A 22842-nucleotide genomic window follows, 5' to 3' on the forward strand; every position below is an offset into this window, starting at 1 on the left:
CATGATATCAGCCAGACTTGGAAACTATCTCATCAAATTAGTCCCCCCATAGAACCTCCTTGAGCCATCTTGCACACTTTTCTCTTTTTGTCAAATTTTATGTTAAGAAAGATGTGACTAATGGATAGCTTAATAAGGGGGGCAGGGGGGATCGAACCTAAAATCCATTTTTAATTTAATTATAACCAGCTACTTAGCTGGAGGTCTAGCAAGCTGAAACCTCACATCTGGTAACTGATCACTGATCACTGAGATAAAATGCCAATGAAAAAATTAATTCTAGCCACGAGTAATCCGGGTAAATTGGCAGAGATAGGGGAATACTTAACTGATATCGACCTAGAATTGCAGTTAAAACCCGATGATTTAGAGATAGAGGAAACAGGGGCGACTTTTGCCGAAAATGCCTATTTAAAAGCTGCTCAAATTGCCCTAACATTGGGAGAATGGTCGATCGCCGATGATTCGGGATTGGAAGTAACCGGGTTAGGAAATGCCCCGGGGATTTACTCAGCCCGCTATGGTGAAAATGATCGAGAAAGAATCGATCGCCTCGTCAGAGAATTAGGAGATAATCAGGATCGTTCGGCCCGTTTTGTCTGTGTAATTGCGATCGCCCGTCCCGATGGTGAGATTGCCTTGAGCGCCACAGGAATCTGTACGGGAGAAATTCTCACCAGTCCTAGGGGTGAGGGTGGTTTTGGTTACGATCCGATTTTTTATGTTCCCGAATACGCTTTAACCTTTGCGGAAATGTCTCCGGAATTAAAAAGAAAAATCAGCCACCGAGGACGAGCTTTTCAGCAATTGCTGCCCCATCTCAAGACTCTCGCGGGTACAAATTCATCAAGGCTCTGACTTGTTCAGCATGATAAGAGCTTCTTGTCAAGGGACTCGCAACAATTTGTAAAAATCCCAGCGACTCACCGTATTGGCGCCAAGCTTGGAACTGTTCAGGGGTAATAAATTCCTGCACACCGAGATGTTTTGGCGATGGTTGCAGATACTGCCCGATGGTGAGAATATCACAATCGACAGCCCTTAAATCGCCCATCACTTGCCGCACTTCCTCGTCGGTTTCCCCCAATCCCACCATAATGCCCGATTTTGTGTAGGTAGCGGGAACAATGGCGCGAGCGCGCTGCAATAATTCTAGAGAACGCTGGTAATCACCCTGGGGACGCACGCGACGATAGAGACGGGGGACAGTTTCGGTATTGTGGTTTAAAACTTCAGGTTTAGCAGCAAGAATTAAAGCTAAAGCCTGCCAATTGCCGCAAAGATCGGGAATCAGCACTTCGATGGTGGTTTTTGGAGAAATGCGGCGAATTTCCTCGATACAACGGACAAATTGACTAGCGCCACCATCAGCCAAATCATCGCGATTGACAGAAGTGATCACTACATGATTAAGATCAAGACGTTGCACGGCTGCCGCTAGTCGCAGGGGTTCCGTGGAGTCTAAAGGTTGCGGTTTTTTCTCAAAATCGATGTCACAGTAAGGACAGGCGCGAGTGCAAGCAGGACCCATAATTAAAAAGGTAGCCGTCCCCGCGTGGAAACATTCGCCGATATTGGGACAGGAAGCCTCCTCACAAACGGTATTTAAGCCTAAATCGCGTAAAACCTCCTTAACACTGCCGACTCGTTGCCATTGCGGTGCTTTTACCCGTAACCACTCTGGTTTGACCGTCACGCCTGAATTACTCCGATAATTTTTGCCTATATCCCTAATATCCTAGCAAGTCTCGACCCAATCAAGGCCGAATATGCTATGATAATTTAGCTGAAAACTTTCGGGATGTAGCGCAGCTTGGTAGCGCACTTCGTTCGGGACGAAGGGGCCGCAGGTTCGAATCCTGTCATCCCGATTAAAGACAATCAAGGGTAGATCCCCCCGCCTATCGGCACCCCCCTTATCAAGGGTAGATCCCCCCGCCTATCGGCACCCCCCTTATCAAGGGTAGATCCCCCCGCCTATCGGCACCCCCCTTATCAAGGGGGGCAGGGGGGATCAGAGTCCAAAATCTATCTTCTATTTGATTATAACTACTTAATTTACCTCCTCTAAGCCAATGTCTAGATTATTAATCAGCCAGTATCAGACGGAAGTTGAAAAGATTGTCCAATATGGCGGAAGTCGCAAGGAAACTTCGATTAGAGTCGCTTTTCAGAATTTGTTAAATGACTATTGCAAGGCGCGGGATTTTTTGTTAATTCCGGAGTTGGATTATCGCACTAAGTCGGGAAAAGTTGTCTATCCTGACGGGACGGTTAAGGATGCTTTACGGTTAGATTGGGGATATTGGGAAAGTAAGGATCAATACGATAATTTAGATGAAGAAATTGAGAAGAAGTTGGCGAAAGGCTACCCCAATGACAATATTTTATTTGAAGATTCCCAGACGGCGGTTTTAATTCAAGGAGGAGAGGAAAGACTGCGCGTCTCCATGCGCGATGATGAGGCTTTGGATGGGATTATTAATGCTTTTATTAATTATGTACGTCCGGAGGTTGAGGATTTTCGAGAGGCGATTGATAGTTTTAAGGAAGATTTACCAACAATTTTAGAAGCGTTGCGGGGTTTAATTGCGTTGCAATCGGAGACGAATCGGAATTTTGTGACAGCGCGGGACAATTTTTTAGAGATTTGTCGCAAGTCAATCAATCCAGAAATTAGTCTGGAAGATGTGCGGGAGATGATTATTCAGCACATCCTGACAGAGGATATTTTTATCAATATTTTTAATGAGTCTCAGTTTCACCGGGAAAATAATATCGCCAGGGAATTACAGGGAGTGATTGAAACTTTCTTTACTGGTAATACTAAGCGCAATACTTTAGGGACTATTGAACGTTATTATGCGGTAATTCGGCGGACGGCGGCGAATATTTACAATCACCACGAGAAGCAGAAGTTTCTCAAGGCGATTTATGAGAATTTTTATAAAGCATACAATCCGAAAGCGGCGGACCGGTTGGGAATTGTCTATACACCCAATGAAATTGTCCGTTTTATGATTGAAAGTGTCGATTATTTAGTCCACAAGCATTTTGGTAAGTTGTTGGCGGATCCAGGAGTAGAAATTTTAGATCCGGCGACGGGGACAGGAACTTTTGTGACGGAGTTGATTGAGTATTTACCGAAGGATAAGTTACGGTACAAGTATAAGCATGAGATGCACTGTAATGAGGTGGCAATTCTGCCTTATTATATTGCTAATTTAAATATTGAGTTCACCTACAAGCAGAAGATGGGTGAGTATGAGGAGTTTGAGCATATCTGTTTTGTGGATACCCTGGACCATGCTGCTTTTCATCTCAAGCAGATGGATTTATTTGCCATGTCGGTGGAGAATACCCAACGCATTCAAAATCAAAATGACCGCAATATTTCTGTAATTATTGGTAATCCTCCTTATAATGCTAATCAGCAAAATGAGAATGACAATAATAAAAATCGGAAGTATCCTGCTATTGATAAGCGCATTAAGGATACTTACATCGAAGAGAGTACAGCGCAGAAGACAAAGCTATATGATATGTATTCTCGCTTCTTTCGTTGGGCTTCTGATCGATTAAATAAAGATGGTATAATAGCGTTTATCTGTAATTCTTCCTTTTTAGATGCTCGTTCTTTTGATGGGTTTAGAAAATGTATTGAAGAAGAATTTACTTGCGCTTATTTTATAGATTTAGGTGGTAATGTCAGGAAAATATCAGGGAAAGATGGGATTTTTATCTGTGAAAAACATACAATTTTTGGTACTGCTGCAATGACTGGTATTGCTATCCTGTTTTTAGTTAAAGACAGTCAAGCAACTGGAAATAAAACTTTCTATGCTGATCCTTTTCATGTTCATGAGTTGCGAGAAGTTAAATTGTCTTATTTACAGAGTAATAAATTTAGTAATGTTTGCTTCGAGCATATCATCCCAGATAAAAAGCATAACTGGATTGAACAATCAGATAATGATTTTGATCAACTGCTACCCTTGATTGATAAGGAGGTAAAAAGTGGCAAGTCTGAGAAAGCTGTGTTTAAGTTGTTTTCAAGAGGAGTAGAAACAACAAGAGATGAGTGGGTTTATGATTTTTCAAGAGATACGCTAGAGGCAAAAATGAGATTTTGTATAGATGTTTATCAGAGAACTTTTAAAGATGAAAATTATCAAGAACGAAATCAGATTAAGTGGGATCGAGAATTAACTAAGTATCTTTCTAAAAGAATATCAAAGGTATTTAACGATGCTAATATGTTGATGAGTTATTATCGTCCATACACAAAACAATGGCTCTATTTTGACAAGCATTTCAACGGAATGACTTATCAATGGTTTAATATTTTTAACAATGAATTTAATAATATCATAATTGGCTTAAATGTCGGTTCAGACAAATTTGTATCTCTTGTATCAAATCATATTATTGATCTTGCTTGTTTGCTAGTTAGTGGGGGTAGTACCCAATGTCTCCCCCTCTACTACTACGAAAAAGAAGGAAACCGCATCGATAATATCACCGATTGGGGATTGCAACAATTCCAAAAACATTACAACGATAAAACCATCACCAAACTCGATATCTTCCACTACACTTATGCAGTCCTCCACTACCCAGAATATCGCAGTAAATACGAATTAAATCTTAAGCGAGAATTTCCGCGACTTCCCTTTTATGATAACTTCTCTCAATGGGTAGAATGGGGAAGCAAACTAATAGAATTACATATCAACTATGAAACCGTCGCACCCTACCCACTAACCCGCATTGATACTAATAATAACCTCAAACCGAAAACTAAACTAAAAGCTGACCGAGAAAAAAATTCCATCAACCTTGATGATGTCACTTTCCTACAAGATATTCCCAAAATTGCCTGGGAATATAAACTCGGTAATCGTTCGGCCCTAGAATGGATATTAGATCAATATAAGGAAAAGAAACCCAAAGATCAAACCATCGCCGAAAGATTTAATAATTATCGCTTTGCCGATTATAAAGAAACAGTAATTGACTTACTGCAAAGAGTCTGTACTGTCAGCGTCGAAACCATGAAAATAATAGAAGCGATGAGAGATTAAAAAGATTGCTTCCGGGAAATTTTATTCTACATTCTGCCTCCAGTAAAAACTTTTTGCCGCAAACCCTAAGTAGCTGGTTATAATTAAATTAAAAATCGATTTTAGGTTCGATCCCCCCTGCCCCCCTTGATAAGGGGGGTGGGGATCCCCCCTTAATCCCCCCTTGATAAGGGGGGCATCTGACAACTTTTAACGCCTACCTACTTAGATCATGAAAATTGAGGAATTACTCAAAAACAAACGAGAAAAAATCATTGCTATTTATTGCTGCTAAACACGGCGCGAATAACGTGCGAATCTTTGGTTTTGTCGCACGGGGAGAAGCTGGCGAAAAAAGCGATATTGATTTATTAATTGATTATTGTAGCGAACGTCGGAGTTCCTGGTTTCCTTTGCCGTTAATTCGAGAACTGGAAGCTTTGTTAGGCGGCAAAGTTGATATTGTTACCGAACAGGGACTTAAAGATAGAATCAGAGAGCGGGTACTTAAAGAAGCAATACCACTAGGAGAGATGATACCGAACGCTTGCGGGATATTTTAGAAGCAATTGAGCGTGTAGAAAAGTATGCTCCACAGGGAAAAACCGTGTTTGAACAACAAGAATTAATTCAAACTTGGATTGTCTATCATTGACAAATTATTGGTGAAGCAGCGAGAGCAACTTCTCAAGAATTTCCAGGAAGATACCCCGAAGTTCCTTGGCGAGATGCCAGCGTTCGGTGAGATGCGTCATCAGACGCATCCTCTCTGTTCAGGTTTTCTCACATTTTGCTGAGAATACGCTGGACTATATCCATTCCTGTGAAGGCTTGCCAGCCAAAAAGACCTAAAATGACGGCATTAAGGGTAATATGGGTGATTCTAGCCAATTCGTTGCCTTTTTGCATTAAAGGTACTAAAGCGGCACTGATTGAGATTAAACCCACCATCCCTAAACCGGCCAGCAGATGGGGACCAACAAATAATTTACCGTTATTAATATAAGTCACCGCCATACCTCCGATCGTCCCCAACACCATTAAAGCGAGGATTAGGGAGCCAATTTGATAGTGTTTAGTGCGAAAATTTTTGGGCAATAATTCTTTTTTTAGGTCTTTATCTGCTGTCCGCGTCCGTCGCCATTGTAGCCCCGAATAGAGCGCATAGATAGTTAATCCTAATAAAACCCACATTAAAATGGGATGGCCAAATTGTGACCAAGTTTTTACGGCACTGGGAATCTCGAAGTTCATAGTTGTCTGTTCTCATCAAAGATCGCTTCTTAATAAAAATTAACATGAATCGCTCGCGCTTCCTTGTTTTCTGGGTCATTAGACCTGTCATACTAAATCCCGTTTAAAAGCTATAGGAGAAGGGGGTATGGGGAGAATAAATAGAAATAGTCTCCTGAATCCTGACGACCGACTCCTATCTCCATCACTACTACCTTTGTGTAAACCAACGTTCAAATCAACCAAGGTCGATCGCAAATCGCTATGATAGAATATTGGGTCTTTAATTTCCGTCCCCTCCTCCCTTTATGAAACTGCCTGTCGTCGCTATTATCGGTCGTCCCAATGTGGGCAAATCTACCCTCGTCAATCGTATCGCTGGAGATCAACAGGCGATCGTTTTTGATCAACCCGGGATTACCAGAGATCGCACCTATCAACCGGCTTTCTGGTGCGATCGAGATTTTCAAATTGTCGATACAGGAGGGCTAGTTTTTAACGATGACAGCGAATTTCTCCCTTTAATCCGCGAACAGGCTTTAATCGCCCTAGCAGAGGCAAGTGTGGCGATTTTTGTCGTCGATGGCCAGGCAGGAATTACCGCCGGCGATCGAGAAATTGCCGCTTGGTTACGACAGCAAAATGTGCCGATACTTTTGGCAGTTAATAAATGTGAATCGGTGGAACAGGGTATCCTGCAAGCGACGGAATTCTGGGAATTAGCCATCGGTGAACCCTTCCCCATCTCGGCCATTCACGGCTCTGGTACAGGTGAACTACTTGATGCTCTGATTAAATATTTGCCACCCGGGGCGGAAATTCCCGAAAATGAAGAGATTAAAGTGGCAATTATCGGTCGTCCTAACGTGGGTAAATCCAGTCTCCTCAATGCTTTAACTGGACAACAACGGGCGATCGTTAGTCCGATTTCGGGAACTACCAGAGACTCGATCGATACTTTAATTGAACGAGAAGGACAGGTGTATCGGTTAATTGACACCGCTGGCATTCGCCGTAAGAAGAATGTGGACTATGGAGCCGAATTTTTCAGTATTAACCGTGCTTTTAAGGCCATTCGCCGGTCTGACGTGGTGTTATTCGTCATCGATGTGCTAGATGGTGTCACCGAACAGGATTTAAAATTAGCAGGACGAATCATCGAAGAAGGGCGTGCGGTGGTGCTAGTAGTCAATAAATGGGATGCGGTGGAGAAAGACACCTACACCATCAATACTTACACCAAAATGCTCCAAGATCGGCTGTATTTCATGGATTGGGCAGAAATGATCTTTGTCAGCGCCATGACGGGGCAAAGAGTCACCAAAATCCTCGAATTAGTCGATATTGCCGCCGAATCTCACCGTCGTCGCGTCAGTACCTCGGTAATCAACGATGTAATCGAAGATGCGGTTAAGTGGCACAATCCCCCCACCACCAGGGGCGGAAAACAGGGGAAACTATACTATGGCACGCAAGTATCGAGTCAACCCCCCACGATCGCCCTTTTCGTTAACGATCCCCAGCGCTTTAATGATAACTATCGCCGTTACATCGAAGGGCAATTCCGGCAACAGTTAGGCTTTAAAGGAACCCCGATCCGCTTAATCTGGCGCGGCAAACCGGCGCGAGAAGTGGAAAAAACGGTTAATAGAGCCACCAAGGTCTAATTTATGGATTTATTGCGAAGTTTGCCCATCGGTCTTTATCTCGATCAACCGATTACCCGACTACATCAACTAGATGCGCGGGTAAAATTTATCTGGTTAATGGCTTTTTTAGCAGCACCTTTATTGGCTAATCCTTGGTGGCGTTTAGCTTTGGTGGGATTGTTAATGTTGTTAACCCTGTTGGCCCCTATTCCCCCCCGCGTCTGGCGGCAACAGATGGGCTGGCTGATATTTTTAGCGATTATCGTCTTTCTGATTACTGCTATCACTCCCGATGGTTTAGGGGTGAGTATTCAGCCGCGTTTACCGGAGGAAGGGCTGAATTTACCGCCAGCAAGTGATTATCAGTATGTTTTATGGGATAGAGGTCGTTTATTTGTTACCCGACGTTCTTTGGAATTAGCAGTGAGAATTAGTACCCTAATTTTTACTTTGATTTATAGCACTAATCTCTTTTTATTGACGACGGCCCCGGAAGAAATTACCGAAGGTTTAGAGAATTTAATGAGTCCTTTACGGCGATTTAATGTGCCGGTGACGGAAATTTCTCTGACTCTGACCCTCTCTTTACGCTTTATTCCTCTGGTTTTAGAAGAAGTGCAAAATCTAGCCAGGGCAGTGCGAACTAGGGCGATCGATTGGCAAAAATTAGGGATTAAAAGAAGTTTAAACGTCTGGTTAACAGTAGTGGAAAAATTACTAGATAATTTGCTTTTGCGTGCCGAACAAATAGCGATCGCTATGGAGGTTCGCGGTTTTACCAGTCCCAATCAGCATCAAGTACGCTGGCACGAATTAAAGTTAAGATGGGCTGATTTTATCGCTTTATTTTTGTTAATTCCCTTTTGGGCAGCCCGATTAGTTTGGGGGGGTTTATAGCAGTTATCAGTTATCAGTTATCAGATGTGAGTTTTTAAGTGTGCAGTATTAAATAGAAGTTTCCTACTGTCTTTTTACTTTTTACTGTTTACTGTTTACTGTTTACTGATCACTGATTATAGAGTGTCTTTCATGAGCGCAACCGACTTGACATTATTGATAGATCTAGTTAAAATAGAATGCAGACACACATATTTTAACTCAATGAAAGCAAGGTATCAATACCGCATTTACCCAACCAACCAACAAAAGAGGCTTTTGTCTCAATTGTTCGGTTGTGTGCGTGTTGTCTGGAACAATACCTTAGCTTACTGCCAAGAACTCTATCGACAAGGAGAGAAAAAGCCAAAATATACAGAGTTGTCCAAAAGACTAACTCAGATTAAAAAAACCGAAGAAAAAAACTGGTTAACTGAAGTTTCTTCTATTCCTTTGCAACAGTCTTTAAGAGATTTAGAGACTGCCTACTCTAACTTTTTTGCATCTTGTAAGGGAGAAAGAAAAGGAAATAAAGTCAAACCTCCTAAATTTAAAAAACGTAAATCTAAACAATCAGCAAGATTTACCGATAATGGTTTTACCGTCAATCAACACCACGTTACTTTAGCAAAAATCGGTGATTTAAAAGTCGTTTGGAGTCGTCCATTATCAGTTATCAGTTATCAGTTATCAGTTATCAGGTTTGAGTTATCAGTTAGTAGTTATCAGTTAGTAGTTATCAGTTATCAGTTATCAGGTTTGAGTTTTCAGTTAGTAGTATCAAGTGGCAAGTTCGGAGCTTTCTTTTCACTGATTACTGGTTACTGATTACTGATTACTGACTAGGGATTGCTACTTTTGCCACATTAGACACAGGGGAAAAGATCAACGCACCAAAACCGTTAAAGAAACGATTAAAACGGCTTAAGAAAGCGCAGAGAAACCTTTCTAGAAAACAGAAAGAAAGTAAACGACGGGAAAAAGCCAGAAAACGAGTAGCTAAAATCCACGCAAAGATTAAGGACACTCGGACTGATTTCTTGCATAAACTATCCACTCGAATTGTTCGTGAAAATCAAACGATAATTTTAGAGGATTTAAACACATCGGGAATGGTTAAAAATCGTAAGCTATCCCGTGCTATATCAGACTTAGGATGGCGTTCTTTTCGAGATATGCTATCAGCAAAGTCCGATAAATATGGGCGTAATTTTCGGATAATTTCCCGATGGGAACCAACGTCTCAGCGATGTTCCTGTTGCGGGAATATCGGCGGGAAAAAGGCGTTAAATATCCGTGAGTGGGAATGTCTTTTCTGTGGAACTTTTCATGATCGAGATGTAAACGCTGCGGTAAATATCAAGGTCGCCGGAGGACATTCGGAGACTTTAAACGGACGGGTCGGAAAGCGTAAGACTTCTGTTAAAGAAGCAGCATCCCGGGTCGCGTCAACCCCATTCAGCGACCATTCTAAAAAAGTGGCGTGGTGAGGAATCACCGTCCGTTTTACGGCGGCGAGGATGTCAAGATCCGACTAATCAAATTACCGCCGGCTTTGATTTAATTCGAGTGGCGATCGCTCGTCATCCCGGCCAAATCATACCTCTTTCCGGTTCTTGGTTTGGTGATGCTGATGACTTTTTGTCTATGGATGTTAACGTAACCATTCGCAAGCTGGGGACGCTGCCAGATTTTGATCCGAGGGAATAGGTTGAATTATCGGGTTTTTCCTTGACTGGCGATCGCAGAAAACGGGTTTCTCGGAGAAACCCATTTTCTACTCATGCAATAAAGCGAAGATTGCCGTTAGGTTCTAACATTTTTATCGATTTTTGTCAAGATATATTTTACACAATTTATTAGAAAAAGGGTTTCTTTTAGAAACCCTTTTTCTGCTTTCCAACTAATCCTATTTGACCTAATAGGTAAGGGCCGAACGCTGGCATCTGGTACTTTAGAGGTGATAGCGTTTCCAACTAATCCTATTTGACCTAATAGGTAAGGCTGCTAAGTTAGCCGATAATGCTGTTACTATCCCTAAAGTTTCCAACTAATCCTATTTGACCTAATAGGTAAGGAACCTAGATCTCCGCAAAGTATTGCGACAAGCAATGCTTCTGTTTCCAACTAATCCTATTTGACCTAATAGGTAAGGGGTAAAGTTTATTTTCAATAGCGCATTTTCGCTTGTTTCCAACTAATCCTATTTGACCTAATAGGTAAGGTGTAAAATACTTTCTTTACAGATTTTATCGGTTCTGCTTCTTTGTTTCCAACTAATCCTATTTGACCTAATAGGTAAGGTGGTACGATTGCCAATTAAAAACGAGTAGCAAATATCTTGTACTGTTTCCAACTAATCCTATTTGACCTAATAGGTAAGGTTTGCAGTCATCAGGTAATTGAAAAAGAATTAGCGATACTGTTTCCAACTAATCCTATTTGACCTAATAGGTAAGGGTTGATAGATTATTGCAATTAAGCGGAATGTCCTATACGGATTTGTGTCCAACTAATCCTATTTGACCTAATAGGTAAGGGACTACGAAGAAGCGATCATTGCTACTGGCGGTGAGAGGTTTCCAACTAATCCTATTTGACCTAATAGGTAAGGAAAAAAATATCAATGCAGCCTCTGCGCTGCAGATGAACGTTTCCAACTAATCCTATTTGACCTAATAGGTAAGGAAAATTTCTTCGTGCATTTGAAGAAGAAATTTCTGTTTCCAACTAATCCTATTTGACCTAATAGGTAAGGAGTACCCCTTGGAAAGCCTTATCGAGAGGGGAAGACAGACCCCCAAATCGACGCACCTGCAATCCATAGGGTAAAAAGGTGGTAGTGGGGGGGCAAAAGTCCCGATACCAAAGGGTAGAACCCTGACGGGGAGAGCAATCGACACACCTCAACCAGAAAATCGGGGTTTTGGGAGTCGGGGAGAGGGTGCATCGATTTTCAGCCAAGAGTTCTTGGACAAGCTAGATGATATAGACAGTTGGGGGTGGTTGAGGAGGAGAACCTCCAATTACCAACACCCTAGAGACTGCTTCTTCGGAAATCCCATAGAAGCGTACATCATCCTCTTGAGGATTGACCCTTTCTATTACTTTAGCGTATAGTTTCCGCATCTGGTCGAGGTAAAAGGCAAAAGCTTTATCGAAATGTGTAATTAATTTTGCGCGCGGTACTTAACTTTGAACGGGATTATTTCGGCCAAAGTTTTTGAAATTTGCTCTCTTTACCATTATTCTCGTCTAGAAAACCTAGAAAATAAGCACAATCATCAGAGTCATCAGGAAAAATTGTTAACAATTCTAGGTATTGATGATTATTTTGGGGATACATTCGATGCCAAAGACGACCAATTTGATTGATACTTCCTGTCACCGAGGTTTTATAGATACTTAAATTATCCAGTTTTTGATAGGCTTTGTGAAGCCATTTGATGGCTAGGGAATCATCTTTGTCTTCAGCAATTCTTCCCCAAACCTCGACTTTTTTAGGATGCCAACTTTCTCGCCAGTTAGCACTATTATCAGGAGTTATGGGGATATTTTTTTGTAAGGACATCCATTGTTTAGCAATAGTGCGAACATCTTTGATAAAGGGATGAACATGAGTTAAATCTCTGACTTTATTATCGTTGATTAAAGAACTTTTATCCCCCCATTGCCAATGACAGCCAATTAAGGGTTTATTGGGATAATAATCCTCATAGAAAATACTATGATCTGCTCGTCGCCATGATTTACCAAATCCTCCTAATAACATGGCAAAACGAGTGAGAAAACAAATTAATTTTTTTAAGGATTCTTGCTGGTTTTCGGGGAGAGATTGGGTGATAATCCAGCGCAATTCTCCTGTTACTGTGTAGGTGGGTTCGTTGTAACCATTGGTAAAGGTTCCTAACTCTAGAGAATTGACACGAAAATCGATCGCTAGTAAACCTTGGGTTGCTTCTCTGTCAATTCCTCCAAATAGCTGATTAACTAATTTTTCGGCATTTTTAGCATCAGTTAAACCGCCAAAAATACGCAAGGCATGACCGCGAATTGCTCCTCGAAAAATATTGGGTCGAAATTCCTTTTCACCATCGAGGCTTTTAGGAGCCATTACTTGCCCTTTCAGAAAACATTTATATAAAGGTTCTTTTGAAGGTTTAATGTCTTTTGGTAAGCCGTAACCGCTACTAACACGGCATCCTAGACCAGATTCTAAAGCTCTTTCCCAGATAGTCCAAATCTCCTCCCAATCGGGTTGTTCTATTGAGGTAGAAATGCCAAATTTTAGGGTAGGTTGATAGAGAGAAATTAAAGCAAAACCACTTTCTCCACTGGGTTTTTGTCGAGTGTTTGGGGTTTTTACTTGCCATCCCTGTTGCGGGTGAACAATATCTAAAAGATTTTCCGTCCAATCATTAACGGGATAACCGCCATGGAAGCGCAAAAGACTAGGGTTATCGCTATCTTTTTCGAGGTGATAACGTTGTTTTTGTTCGGGGGTGCAAGCTTGACAAAAGGCTCCTTTCATGCTGGAACCGGGATAAAATGGTATGCCATAAGCACCCATTACAGGCCGAATTATTCCTTCATCTTGTCCCCCATTCGTGACGAATCGCCACGATATTTGATATTCTTTGGTTTTTACTTCTTGACCAAATTGGGGAGGATTTTCATCGACTCGTTCTATCCATTCCTTTACCCATTTTTGGCTATCATTTTCATCTTTTTTAGAGTCAATATATTGTAATTGCGATCGCCCTTTGGTTTGTGCGCGAAACATCAGGGGGATTTTGTCACCAATATCGGGAATATTAACCATATAATTTATCGCTCCTTTGTTCCTTTATATCTTTGAGTCCACCAAACTAAACAATCGCATAGTTGCGTTAAAACAGCGAGGGTAATTCTCTGGTCTTCTAGCTTTAATTCCCAGAGTTTTTCTGCCATTGCTTGAACAGATTCGGTATCATTTACCTGTACGGTATCGTTAGGGATAGGAATCCCCGCTTCTGCCATGGTTTCGACTAATTTATCCCAAGTTTCTTTCCAGTATTTTGCCTTATTGGGTTCCTTGGATTGTAAGCGCAGATGTTCACCCCAGAATCTTTCTAGTCCATAGGAAACGGATTCACGCATTTTAAAAGATTGATTGAGAGAATCTCGATCCCGTAGTTTGGCAGCGAGAACTAATTTCTGAGCAATGCGATCGAGATTGTATTCTTTCCAAGCCATAATATTAGATAAAATATAATTATTGATTAGCGTAGTTTAAAATAGTAACTTGGCAACGACCAAAACCGATGGATTCTAATCCTCCGAAATATAATTCTTTTTGGTTTACCGATTCTCCAAAAGGTTGCCATCCTGTTTCTTTGCCAGCAATGGGAAAAACTAAAATACTACCCACGGGTAAAGCTTCCACATTGAAAAAAGCTCCTTTTTCTGTATCCACTTTTTTCTGACCTTCTAGTAGTTTAACCCGGCTTTGTCGGTAGAGTGCCATATCGTGCAGCATGGATATATCGTTATCATCAACGACGACTAATTGAGAAGCTTTTAAATCCGCTTGCGGGGGAATCCAGGGGGAAAGCTCCTCTAAGTGTTCAATTTCGAGAAATCCTAAGTTAAAAAATAAAACTTTGCTATTGCGGTTAACTCCCTGCACTACTCGCGCTTGTAAACTAGGGGAAGCAGTATAGGGATTGGGTACTTTTGCAGAGATTCCCGTGATTTGTTTGTAGCGTTTTAATAATAGGGGAGAAGTGACCCAAACTATCGGCTGTCCGGGACAAAATACCGGCAACCAAACGAGGGAAGCATATTCAAATTTAACTTTTGCTTCGGTGGTCCCTCCGTCTTCTTGTCCTGGGATTGTTTCGTGTCCGTACCATGTACGTTTTTCATCTATATTGTTCATATCGGCACGAAAACGGCCGCGAATAGAACTACCGGGGATAATTGCTGTTTGGGTGAATTGGTCACGAAAAATGAGGTTAAGATTACCCGTTTCTTCTCCTGCGGTTGCTCCCACATGAAGGGGTGCTAAGGTTTCAAGTATGCCATAACTTTTGTGATACATTTTTTGGTAAAAGTGAGTATTTTAGATGCTTAGGGATTATTCTAAACTAGGTTAACATTAATGTCAGGATTTTCTAAGATTTTGTTAATATTTGATCGTGGTATTTAGGCTATTAGGACAGCACAAAGCTATAGGTTTAGTCTTAATCAATTGCAACACCCTTTAATAATTCATCGATTTCTTTAGCCATTTCCTCTGTGTAAGGAGTGAGAGAAGAAGGGTTTTTAAAGGCATCTTCTACCAAAAAATCTAAAAACATACGCAGCATTTTATTTTTGCTAATTTTTGAGCTTTGATTATTACCACTTTTTCAATAATCTAATAAAGCTTTTCGGGTAAATCTAGTTTTTAGTTTTGCCATAGCTATCACTTATTCTCGTCTCATTTACCCTACTCAATAATTATAGGCTTTATTTGGCAATATTTTCTAAGGGTAAGGCTAATCCGCAGCCCCAACGTTTGAGAGAAACCCCTTCGCTGGGGAACCAAGATTCCTGCCAATTTTCCCAAGATGGTAAGGGGTTTTTTAAGCGATAAACTGTTCCTGCGGGAACTGCATAACGTCCCCTAGATAAGCGCTTAACTTTATCTTTTCCTCCGAATCGATAACGATAGGTTATTGGTCTTTCGGTGTTGAGGGTTTCTAATTGCCAATCACTGGGATTGCGAGTTGATAGGCGATTTGTTCCCCAGATTGCGGCAGTAATGAGGGCAAAATATTGACCGACATCTTGATTAAATAAAGTTTGGAGATGGCTGCTTAGTTCAAGTGATTTAACTTCCACTAGATGGGATTCTCCACCAAAGCGATACCAGCCATTTTCTAGGGGTTGATTAGCTAAATAAACTAGACAAGCATCTGGATGTAACTGGACGGCATTTTCGAGGAATAATTCTCCAGTTTTTACCTTTCTTTGCTCCTCTAACAAACGCGGATGGAGATGGGGATGATATTGCCACGGAGAACCATAGGCTTTTTGAGGATTATACCATTGGTTGATAGGAATCCAACTATCTCGATCGAATTTTCCCTCAATTTGTTTACTGTCTTTCTCTTGCCATTTTTCTTGCCATGTTAAGGTGTGTTGAATTTTTCCATTGTCGTTATTTTCTTGGTCTTGAAAATAATTTGCGAGGGGTTTTTTAGCCAGATAAATAAAGGGAGTGGGGACAAAAAAGTTATCTGGTTGTTCACTGTTTGCCCAAAAAGGGCCGGCAATTTGTAAATCGCGAATATTGGTGGGATTGCTGTGAGCAAATAGTCCCGAAACTGTGGCAGCAGTGGGGGGAAAACGATTTCCTGAACGTCCAACTAGATTTTCTGGAGACAGAAACGGACCGGCGCTACCGTAGAGAAATCCCAAAGGTTTAATTATGATCAGATATTGCAACATTTTTCTATGTTTAGGTGAGATGATTGACCACTTTTGAGAGGTTAATTACCCAGTTATTTTTATCTTGGTGAGAGGTGGTATCGATGGGTATATTTTGATTAAAATAAAGGTTAAAAACTGCATTGGCAATATCGTGATTATCATCGGTAAAAGCGCGGCGATTTTCTAAAGTTGCTATATCATTATAGAAATGTGTCCAGTTTTTTCCTTCACTGCGATCGCAATAACTATCGAGGATATCTTTTAAGTTTTCCCAGGGACAAACCCACTCTAAATAGTTACCACTGTTAAAAAGAATTCGCACCGCGAGACGATTTTTACCTTGATTTTTAGCGGATTTTTCTGCTTCTCGACATTGTTGCAATATGTCACGCTGAGGAACTCCTGAAGCTGCCCAAACAAAACCGACGCTAACAGTTATATCCTGAGAATAACCGTGTTTTGGCCAGATTTCTCGATGAAATTGATCAAACCAATATAGACAATCTTGTAGGGTTAATTTTGGTTCGGATTTTTGTGAAAACAAAACCCCTAGAAAGTCATCTCCTCCCGCATAAATAATGCGACCAAAGTTAAGATAATTTTCTAGTTCTTCTCCCCATTGTCGCATTCTTTGACTAAATTCTTTTCTTGAGGATATGGACAGATTTTTTAGGTAATTTCCCATCCCGTCACCGTCCCCTTGAAACCATCCTGTATAGGATTTTTCCTCGTAGCGATTTAGTTCCACAAATTTTTTAGGAAGTTCTAGGTTTAAAGGCTTGCCAATATCATATAATGTAATCATTCTTTTGACTAATTCGGGAATGCTAAGACGTTCGGTTTCATCGAGGATAGCATTAGAAAGTTTTTGACTTAATTGCTGATAAAATTCAGTGATTTGCTGATTTTGTTGGGAAATACTAGAATATAAAGGATGGGTTTGATCCGTCATTCCATACCAAACAATGGCATCGGAACCCGATAAGCTAGAACTTTCTCCTTGCCAATTAATTCCCGTCCAATCTCGTTGATATTTTTTCTGTTGCAGACTTTTAAACGCACAATCGATCGAGTCCTCTTGCGCCCAGAAGAATTCCCAAGTATGATTAATCCATAGGTTCCATTCTCGTCGCCAAGTATAATTGTATTGTGGTAAATTTTGTTCAATCCAAACCCGACACTTATTAACCACTTTTTGCCATGCGTCATTGAAGACTTGTTCGGCCTCTTTTTTGGGAAAATTACCCGCGATTAAGATTTGGTTGGGAGTTCCTCTTTTAACGTCAATTAAAGCCGGAGAAATAAGGCTACATTCAGGATATTTATCCGCTGCCTGACAGATAGCATCGGCAAGATAGGATAATAAAAAAGAACCACCGTATAAGTCCCTTAGTTTACGCGATTTTTCGATGAATCCTTGCACAGGAGCAAAGGTAATTACAGTATAGTTCATTTTATCTTTATTGTCCTCGATAAAGTTTAAATTCCTGAAGATTAATAAGATTTCTGTAGGTAGAATTGTCGTATTGAGTTAGGAGAATTGGCCAGTATTGTTGAACGGCCATTCCGACAAGTATTCCCAAAGTTATAGGCATGGAATAAACTAGCTTAATCTCTTGATAGTTTTTTTGTTGAGCGATATTGATAGTTTTAAAGATTTCTCTAGAATATTGTAGCCAATCTTCATTTTTTTCAATTGTACCACTGCCTTTACTTTTCAGATAAATTAAATCGCCGTAGTTTTCAATACTCTCATCATTAAGATTAATTTTATGGGAAGAAACATCGATGGCTATAGTTACTCTGTCTTGACCTTTTTCGGTGACAACACGCTCAAATTTTTCGTATTCCTTAATATCTTCTTTGAGTTTGCGATCGCTAATTTCCACCACAGGATAATAACTATCAGAAGATTTATTATATTGAAAGATTTTTACTCCTTCGGTAGCGAGAATAGTGCCGACCATAATAGCGACGCTAATCGGACCGATATAGGCAAGATAAATAATAGTATTTTGGGGAGTTTTTTTCTTAAGTTTCTCTAGATTATAGCGGAGTATTTGCAGAAAAGCTTTCAGCATTTCTTGATCATAAATATCACAGGAGTAGTTAAAAATTAAATCTGTTTCGCTAATATTGAGATACTGGTCAAGATTATTTTGATGATCTTTGTATTTATTTTCTGTTTCGATGATATTAAAAAGCGATTGCAGAGCCTTATTACTATCGGCAGGATTAGCAATTTTAATCACTATCGGTAGAGGAATCGCCTGATGTTTATAGAGGTCGTATTTCTGAGATTCTAGCCAGATACCGATGATAACTAGAGCCAAAGTAATTAGAAAAATTAGATAATATCCCTGGCCAAATTGATCGGCAATTAGTGCCAAAATAGCGGCGATGGCTAATGCTGCATTGGTGAGGGGATTAAAGATAATATTATAGGGATATTGACGCAGATTACCCAGGACATTTTTAAGAGATTTCAGCATAATTTTACTAGAGATTTAGGGCATAATATCGAGAAGACACAGAGACAATTCGGGAAAAACTGCCGAACTAATGCGCTCATAAAGACGATATAATTTTTGTTGATATTCATCACCTTCTAGCTGACAAATAGTCAAAGTAGGCTGTTTGGGTTTACCGATAAAAGAGATGCCACCCAATCCACGAAAATCGACAATCCAATATTCAGCAATACCTAAAGATGAGTATTCTTCAACTTTGCGTGCATAATCATCTTGCCAATTACTACTAACCACTTCTACCACTAATTTAATTGCTGGGGAGCTAGTTAAAATTGCTTGTTTTTCCCAGAGAGGTTCGGTGCTAAAGTCCACTTCATCCAAAATGATGACATCGGGACGTAAAGCAGTAGCTTGACCCGATTCTGGACGGAGCAAACAGTTTTTAGGAATTGTCCAGGGTAGATGTAATCGAAAAATTTCTCCCCACAGTCTTCCTGCGATTTTTCCCGCTACGGATTCCTGAGGTCCAGTGGGTTCCAAGTCTCGCAACTCCCCGTCAATTAATTGATAGCGTGGGTCATCTCCATACTGGTTTAAAAAGTCTTCAAAAGTGAATAATTTAGGAGATAGGTAGGTCATGATTTTTATCGGATTAGACCTAAAGCTTGTTGTTGTTATCCATGATACTGATTGCTCGCCAGAATCGGGGGATTTTGGGGGTTAAAAAATCCTTAAAAAAAACTCCCACCCCTGCTACCCTCCCTAATCAGTAGCTAGACAATTAATTACAGATAATTACTTAAGCAAAATTAATTACACATCCAGAGGCGGAAACTGTACGCTAAAGTAGTAGAAAGGGTCAATCCTCAAGAGGATGATGTGCGCTTCTATGGGATTTCCGAAGAAGCTGTCTCTAGATTGTTGGTGATGGGAGGTTCTCCTCCTCAACTACCCCCAAATCTCTACATCATCTAGCTTGTCCCCTAACTCTTGACTGAAAATCGATGCACCCTCTCCCCGACCTAAAACCCCGATTCTCTGGTTAGATGTGTCGATTGCTCTCCCAGTCAGGGTTCTACCCTTTGGTATCGGGACTTTTACCCCCCCCAGGACCACCTTTTTGGAGATGCGTCGATTTGGGGGTCTGTCTTCCCCTCTCGATGAGACTTTCCAAGGGGTACTCCTTACCTATTAGGTCAAATAGGATTAGTTGGAAACTTGACCGCTTCCTTGACTAAAGCTTCGGTGGGAACCTTACCGTTACCGTACCTATTAGGTCAAATAGGATTAGTTGGAAACGTTTCGTACCATTTTAGCTTAAATTCTTGCGGTTCCCTTACCTATTAGGTCAAATAGGATTAGTTGGAAACGTTGTCCCACACGACATCCATAAAAGCAAGTATCAAACCTTACCTATTAGGTCAAATAGGATTAGTTGGAAACTCCGTAAAACCTGGAAAATTAATATTTTCCTCGACACCTTACCTATTAGGTCAAATAGGATTAGTTGGAAACTTGTATTCTCTAGCTTGTGATAATAAGATGTATCTACCTTACCTATTAGGTCAAATAGGATTAGTTGGAAACTTAGTTTTATTGGTTTGTCTCCAAACGGATTTTCTACCTTACCTATTAGGTCAAATAGGATTAGTTGGAAACTTTTCTAAAAATTTACCAATCTTAAAACTATCTTCTCCTTACCTATTAGGTCAAATAGGATTAGTTGGAAACTCCCCAGGGTCCCCTTTATCCCCTTTTGGTCCTTGACCTTACCTATTAGGTCAAATAGGATTAGTTGGAAACCCAATGTCATCTTAAGGCCTTTGCCTTGGACAGCGCCTTACCTATTAGGTCAAATAGGATTAGTTGGAAACTTGCCATTCAGCATCAAACCCGCTTTCGTCCAGATGTGAAACCTTACCTATTAGGTCAAATAGGATTAGTTGGAAACAAGCCGCAGCCGTAGCCGCTACAGAGGTCGAGTTGGGCCTTACCTATTAGGTCAAATAGGATTAGTTGGAAACGCAGGATAGACGATTAAAGGATCCCGCAGTAGTTGGGTGGCCTTACCTATTAGGTCAAATAGGATTAGTTGGAAACCATTAAGATTGAAAGCCTCGACTATTACCCTCTGGACACGGGGATCCTTACCTATTAGGTCAAATAGGATTAGTTGGAAACCATTTGACGTCGCAGCCGATAGCGTTCGCAATGGCACCTTACCTATTAGGTCAAATAGGATTAGTTGGAAACTAAAAAAGTAGGGCTAATTCATGAATTAGCCCTACTCTTACTGCTTGCCTATTAGGTTAAATAGGATTAGTTGGAAACTAGAAAAAGGGTTTCTTTATAAACCCTTTTTCTAATAAATTGTGTCAAATAAACAAGATAAAAAATGTTAAATATATCTTGACAAAAATCGATAAAAATGCTAATTAAATTACGAACAGCTTAATATGTCCCGTGGGAAACAGTGGGACAAAAGCGAGCGGAAGACCGCCAAAAATGCCTCTTAGCTTAACTACTATAAGAATTCATCTTTCTATCGTATTGAGGACGACAGGGACTACCCCAAGCGACCTTTTGAGCGGGAATATCGGCAAATACGCTGCTTCTTGCCCCAATAACAACATTAGAGCCAATTTTTACCCCCGGAGCCAAAAAACAATCGGCTGCGATCCATGTACCATTACCGATGAGGATGGGAGTGGTTTTTAAGCCAAAAGAGCGATCGCCGGGATCGTGACTGCCAGTGCAAAGATAGCATTTTTGAGAAATCACACAATGACTGCCGATGGTAACATTATCTAAACTATAAATCACCACATCATCGCCAATCCAAGTATAATCGCCGATCGCCACTTTCCAAGGATAAGTCACCCTTACCGTCGGGCGAATTTTCACCCCAAGGCCGATTTTAGCCCCAAATAGCCGCAAAACAGCGCAGCGAAAGCTATCCATCTGGTGCAAACTGAGGGGAAAAAGAATTCCCTGTACTAACCACCAAAGTAGGATAATTGGATTAGAACGACCGCGATCAAACCAAGATTGATCGTAGGTACGCAGATCTAGCCATGCTTCCTCATCGGTGCGGATTTCTGGGGACATAGGACTTATTTAATCATTTCTACCGGTTGAGGTTCCGAGGGTTTAATCGGGGGATTAACATGGGTATTAACGTTTAATTTACCGCCAAATCTCCGTAATTCGTACAATTTAACCCCAATTTGGTATTCATACTGACTCAAAAGACGACCGTAGATATAACCAGCTTTGCCATCCAAGAAACCGAGACGGATAACATAAAAGAGAATAAAGCGCAGCAGCGGTTTAAAGGGCAATTTTACCCAAATTTTCTTTAAAAAACGTTTTCTCTGCACCGCATCACCGAAGAGGTGCGCTCCGATCGTGCCGCTTTCGTCATTACCCGTGAGAATATTGTAATAAACCCGGGCCTCCCAGTTGGAATAACGATTATGTCTTTCTAACCAATGATAGATATCGCGGAAATCGATGTGCAGCATATCATTTTTTAGATAGCCCACCTTGCCATTAAGGATAACGTGTTCGTGAACTTCGTTATCTCCCGTGTTGGGTATATCTTCCGTGTTTAAATTCTCATATCTACCCGACTTATGTTTAAATAAACGCAAATTCCAGTCGGGATACTTGCCACCATAACGAATCCATTGTCCGAGGAAGAAAACGCGACGATTGAGATAATAACCGTTATAGTTGGAATCTTGGATCACGGTGGCGATTTCGTCCCATAGTTCGGGGGTGATTCTCTCATCACAATCGACGATTAATACCCATTCGTTGCGAAAAGGCAGGTTATCAAGGGACCAGTTTTTCTTTTTCGGCCAACGACCATTAAAATAAAATTGGACTACATTAGCCCCATAGTTGGTAGATATTTCGATCGAGCGATCGATACTTTGGGAATCGACGACAAACACTTCATCAGCCCTAGCAACACTCTCTAAACAAGCGGGAAGGTTAGATTCCTCGTCTTTGGCGGGAATTAACACCGAAACGGGAATTTTTTCTGATTGACTAAACATTGGTACACTGTGGCTAGGTAGAGTGTTC

Annotated in this window: 16 protein-coding genes, 1 tRNA gene, 4 pseudogenes and 2 CRISPR repeat arrays; of the genes and pseudogenes, 9 read left to right on the top strand and 12 right to left on the bottom strand. The window is 40.9% G+C overall.

Going from position 1 to position 22842, the window contains the following annotated elements; translation table 11 throughout:
• The first annotated feature begins 264 nt into the window (after positions 1–264).
• Entirely contained in the window at positions 265–858 is a 594-nt protein-coding gene (rdgB, locus tag O9323_RS01755) for an RdgB/HAM1 family non-canonical purine NTP pyrophosphatase (RefSeq protein WP_024969259.1), read from the top strand.
• On the opposite strand, the gene lipA is transcribed toward rdgB, so the two are convergent.
• Entirely contained in the window at positions 821–1726 is a 906-nt protein-coding gene (lipA, locus tag O9323_RS01760) for a lipoyl synthase (RefSeq protein ID WP_071590306.1), read from the bottom strand. The genes rdgB and lipA overlap by 38 nt on opposite strands.
• 71 nt (positions 1727–1797) lie before the next feature.
• On the opposite strand from lipA, the gene O9323_RS01765 reads away from it, so the two are divergent.
• The 4 genes and pseudogenes from O9323_RS01765 to O9323_RS01780 all read left to right on the top strand — a co-directional run.
• Positions 1798–1871: transfer RNA gene (locus O9323_RS01765), tRNA-Pro, on the top strand.
• Between the two features lie 204 nt (positions 1872–2075).
• Positions 2076–5084, top strand: a complete 3009-nt coding sequence (locus tag O9323_RS01770) for a type ISP restriction/modification enzyme (protein ID WP_288124603.1) — start codon at positions 2076–2078, stop codon at positions 5082–5084.
• A gap of 211 nt (positions 5085–5295) precedes the next feature.
• A pseudogene (locus O9323_RS01775) lies at positions 5296–5626 on the top strand (nucleotidyltransferase family protein).
• Positions 5611–5799: pseudogene (locus O9323_RS01780) on the top strand (HepT-like ribonuclease domain-containing protein); the annotation flags it as partial. The pseudogenes O9323_RS01775 and O9323_RS01780, both read left to right, overlap by 16 nt.
• A gap of 47 nt (positions 5800–5846) precedes the next feature.
• Here the strand turns inward: O9323_RS01780 and O9323_RS01785 are convergent.
• On the bottom strand, positions 5847–6317 hold the full coding sequence (locus tag O9323_RS01785) for a DUF4079 domain-containing protein (protein WP_002741005.1): 471 nt from the start codon (positions 6315–6317) through the stop codon (positions 5847–5849).
• Between the two features lie 287 nt (positions 6318–6604).
• Between O9323_RS01785 and der the strand changes: the two genes are divergently transcribed.
• The 4 genes and pseudogenes from der to O9323_RS01810 form a co-directional block, all read left to right on the top strand.
• The gene (der, locus tag O9323_RS01790; RefSeq protein WP_002741006.1) at positions 6605–7963 is read left to right on the top strand and encodes a ribosome biogenesis GTPase Der; all 1359 of its coding nucleotides are present in this window, start codon (positions 6605–6607) and stop codon (positions 7961–7963) included.
• 3 nt (positions 7964–7966) lie between these two features.
• Positions 7967–8842 (top strand): energy-coupling factor transporter transmembrane component T family protein, encoded by an 876-nt coding sequence (locus O9323_RS01795; RefSeq protein ID WP_002774784.1) that lies wholly within the window; start codon positions 7967–7969, stop codon positions 8840–8842.
• A 204-nt stretch (positions 8843–9046) separates the two neighbouring features.
• Positions 9047–10311: pseudogene (locus tag O9323_RS22795) on the top strand (RNA-guided endonuclease InsQ/TnpB family protein).
• A 37-nt stretch (positions 10312–10348) separates the two neighbouring features.
• Positions 10349–10531 (top strand): annotated as a pseudogene (locus tag O9323_RS01810) (transglutaminase family protein); the annotation flags it as partial.
• A gap of 185 nt (positions 10532–10716) precedes the next feature.
• Positions 10717–11579: a CRISPR direct-repeat array (repeat unit 36 nt; unit sequence GTTTCCAACTAATCCTATTTGACCTAATAGGTAAGG).
• A 447-nt stretch (positions 11580–12026) separates the two neighbouring features.
• Here the strand turns inward: O9323_RS01810 and O9323_RS01815 are convergent.
• From O9323_RS01815 to O9323_RS01860, 10 genes are all read right to left on the bottom strand, one after another.
• The gene (locus O9323_RS01815; protein ID WP_288124604.1) at positions 12027–13643 is read right to left on the bottom strand and encodes an RAMP superfamily protein; all 1617 of its coding nucleotides are present in this window, start codon (positions 13641–13643) and stop codon (positions 12027–12029) included.
• Positions 13644–13648: 5 nt separating this feature from the next.
• Positions 13649–14056, bottom strand: a complete 408-nt coding sequence (locus O9323_RS01820; RefSeq protein WP_002752858.1) for a hypothetical protein — start codon at positions 14054–14056, stop codon at positions 13649–13651.
• A gap of 19 nt (positions 14057–14075) precedes the next feature.
• Positions 14076–14903: an RAMP superfamily CRISPR-associated protein gene (locus tag O9323_RS01825; protein WP_288124605.1), complete on the bottom strand. Its 828-nt coding sequence runs from the start codon at positions 14901–14903 to the stop codon at positions 14076–14078.
• 142 nt (positions 14904–15045) lie between these two features.
• Complete coding sequence (locus O9323_RS01830; RefSeq protein WP_002757501.1) at positions 15046–15171, bottom strand: AbrB/MazE/SpoVT family DNA-binding domain-containing protein; 126 nt, start codon at positions 15169–15171, stop codon at positions 15046–15048.
• Between the two features lie 142 nt (positions 15172–15313).
• Positions 15314–16297: a type III-B CRISPR module-associated Cmr3 family protein gene (locus tag O9323_RS01835; RefSeq protein WP_288124606.1), complete on the bottom strand. Its 984-nt coding sequence runs from the start codon at positions 16295–16297 to the stop codon at positions 15314–15316.
• Between the two features lie 10 nt (positions 16298–16307).
• A complete protein-coding gene (locus O9323_RS01840) occupies positions 16308–17732 on the bottom strand; it encodes a Cas10/Cmr2 second palm domain-containing protein (protein ID WP_288124607.1) in 1425 nt (474 codons plus the stop codon).
• Between the two features lie 7 nt (positions 17733–17739).
• The gene (locus O9323_RS01845) at positions 17740–18771 is read right to left on the bottom strand and encodes an SAVED domain-containing protein (protein WP_149107010.1); all 1032 of its coding nucleotides are present in this window, start codon (positions 18769–18771) and stop codon (positions 17740–17742) included.
• A 15-nt stretch (positions 18772–18786) separates the two neighbouring features.
• Complete coding sequence (locus O9323_RS01850; RefSeq protein ID WP_149107009.1) at positions 18787–19389, bottom strand: Uma2 family endonuclease; 603 nt, start codon at positions 19387–19389, stop codon at positions 18787–18789.
• Positions 19390–19932: 543 nt separating this feature from the next.
• A CRISPR array of direct repeats spans positions 19933–21081; the repeat unit is 36 nt; unit sequence CCTTACCTATTAGGTCAAATAGGATTAGTTGGAAAC.
• Between the two features lie 186 nt (positions 21082–21267).
• Positions 21268–21858, bottom strand: coding sequence for a hormogonium polysaccharide biosynthesis acetyltransferase HpsU (gene hpsU / locus O9323_RS01855; protein WP_046661380.1), 591 nt, complete (start codon positions 21856–21858; stop codon positions 21268–21270).
• A gap of 5 nt (positions 21859–21863) precedes the next feature.
• Entirely contained in the window at positions 21864–22814 is a 951-nt protein-coding gene (locus O9323_RS01860; protein ID WP_002752838.1) for a glycosyltransferase family 2 protein, read from the bottom strand.
• Positions 22815–22842: the final 28 nt, after the last annotated feature.

The organism is Microcystis sp. LE19-131.1A, from assembly GCF_027532015.1.
GTDB lineage: Bacteria > Cyanobacteriota > Cyanobacteriia > Cyanobacteriales > Microcystaceae > Microcystis > Microcystis ichthyoblabe_A.

What these genes read in the sequence shown, in the direction of transcription:
- O9323_RS01770 (WP_288124603.1), top strand. Translation starts at nt 2,076, where the DNA reads ATGTCTAGATTATTAATCAGCCAGTATCAGACGGAAGTTGAAAAGATT.
- O9323_RS01830 (WP_002757501.1), bottom strand. Translation starts at nt 15,171, where the DNA reads ATGCTGCGTATGTTTTTAGATTTTTTGGTAGAAGATGCCTTTAAAAAC.
- O9323_RS01840 (WP_288124607.1), bottom strand. Translation starts at nt 17,732, where the DNA reads ATGAACTATACTGTAATTACCTTTGCTCCTGTGCAAGGATTCATCGAA.
- O9323_RS01795 (WP_002774784.1), top strand. Translation starts at nt 7,967, where the DNA reads ATGGATTTATTGCGAAGTTTGCCCATCGGTCTTTATCTCGATCAACCG.
- rdgB (WP_024969259.1), top strand. Translation starts at nt 265, where the DNA reads ATGAAAAAATTAATTCTAGCCACGAGTAATCCGGGTAAATTGGCAGAG.
- O9323_RS01845 (WP_149107010.1), bottom strand. Translation starts at nt 18,771, where the DNA reads ATGCTGAAATCTCTTAAAAATGTCCTGGGTAATCTGCGTCAATATCCC.
- O9323_RS01785 (WP_002741005.1), bottom strand. Translation starts at nt 6,317, where the DNA reads ATGAACTTCGAGATTCCCAGTGCCGTAAAAACTTGGTCACAATTTGGC.
- O9323_RS01850 (WP_149107009.1), bottom strand. Translation starts at nt 19,389, where the DNA reads ATGACCTACCTATCTCCTAAATTATTCACTTTTGAAGACTTTTTAAAC.
- hpsU (WP_046661380.1), bottom strand. Translation starts at nt 21,858, where the DNA reads ATGTCCCCAGAAATCCGCACCGATGAGGAAGCATGGCTAGATCTGCGT.
- O9323_RS01820 (WP_002752858.1), bottom strand. Translation starts at nt 14,056, where the DNA reads ATGGCTTGGAAAGAATACAATCTCGATCGCATTGCTCAGAAATTAGTT.
- der (WP_002741006.1), top strand. Translation starts at nt 6,605, where the DNA reads ATGAAACTGCCTGTCGTCGCTATTATCGGTCGTCCCAATGTGGGCAAA.
- O9323_RS01825 (WP_288124605.1), bottom strand. Translation starts at nt 14,903, where the DNA reads ATGTATCACAAAAGTTATGGCATACTTGAAACCTTAGCACCCCTTCAT.
- O9323_RS01815 (WP_288124604.1), bottom strand. Translation starts at nt 13,643, where the DNA reads ATGGTTAATATTCCCGATATTGGTGACAAAATCCCCCTGATGTTTCGC.
- O9323_RS01860 (WP_002752838.1), bottom strand. Translation starts at nt 22,814, where the DNA reads ATGTTTAGTCAATCAGAAAAAATTCCCGTTTCGGTGTTAATTCCCGCC.
- O9323_RS01835 (WP_288124606.1), bottom strand. Translation starts at nt 16,297, where the DNA reads ATGTTGCAATATCTGATCATAATTAAACCTTTGGGATTTCTCTACGGT.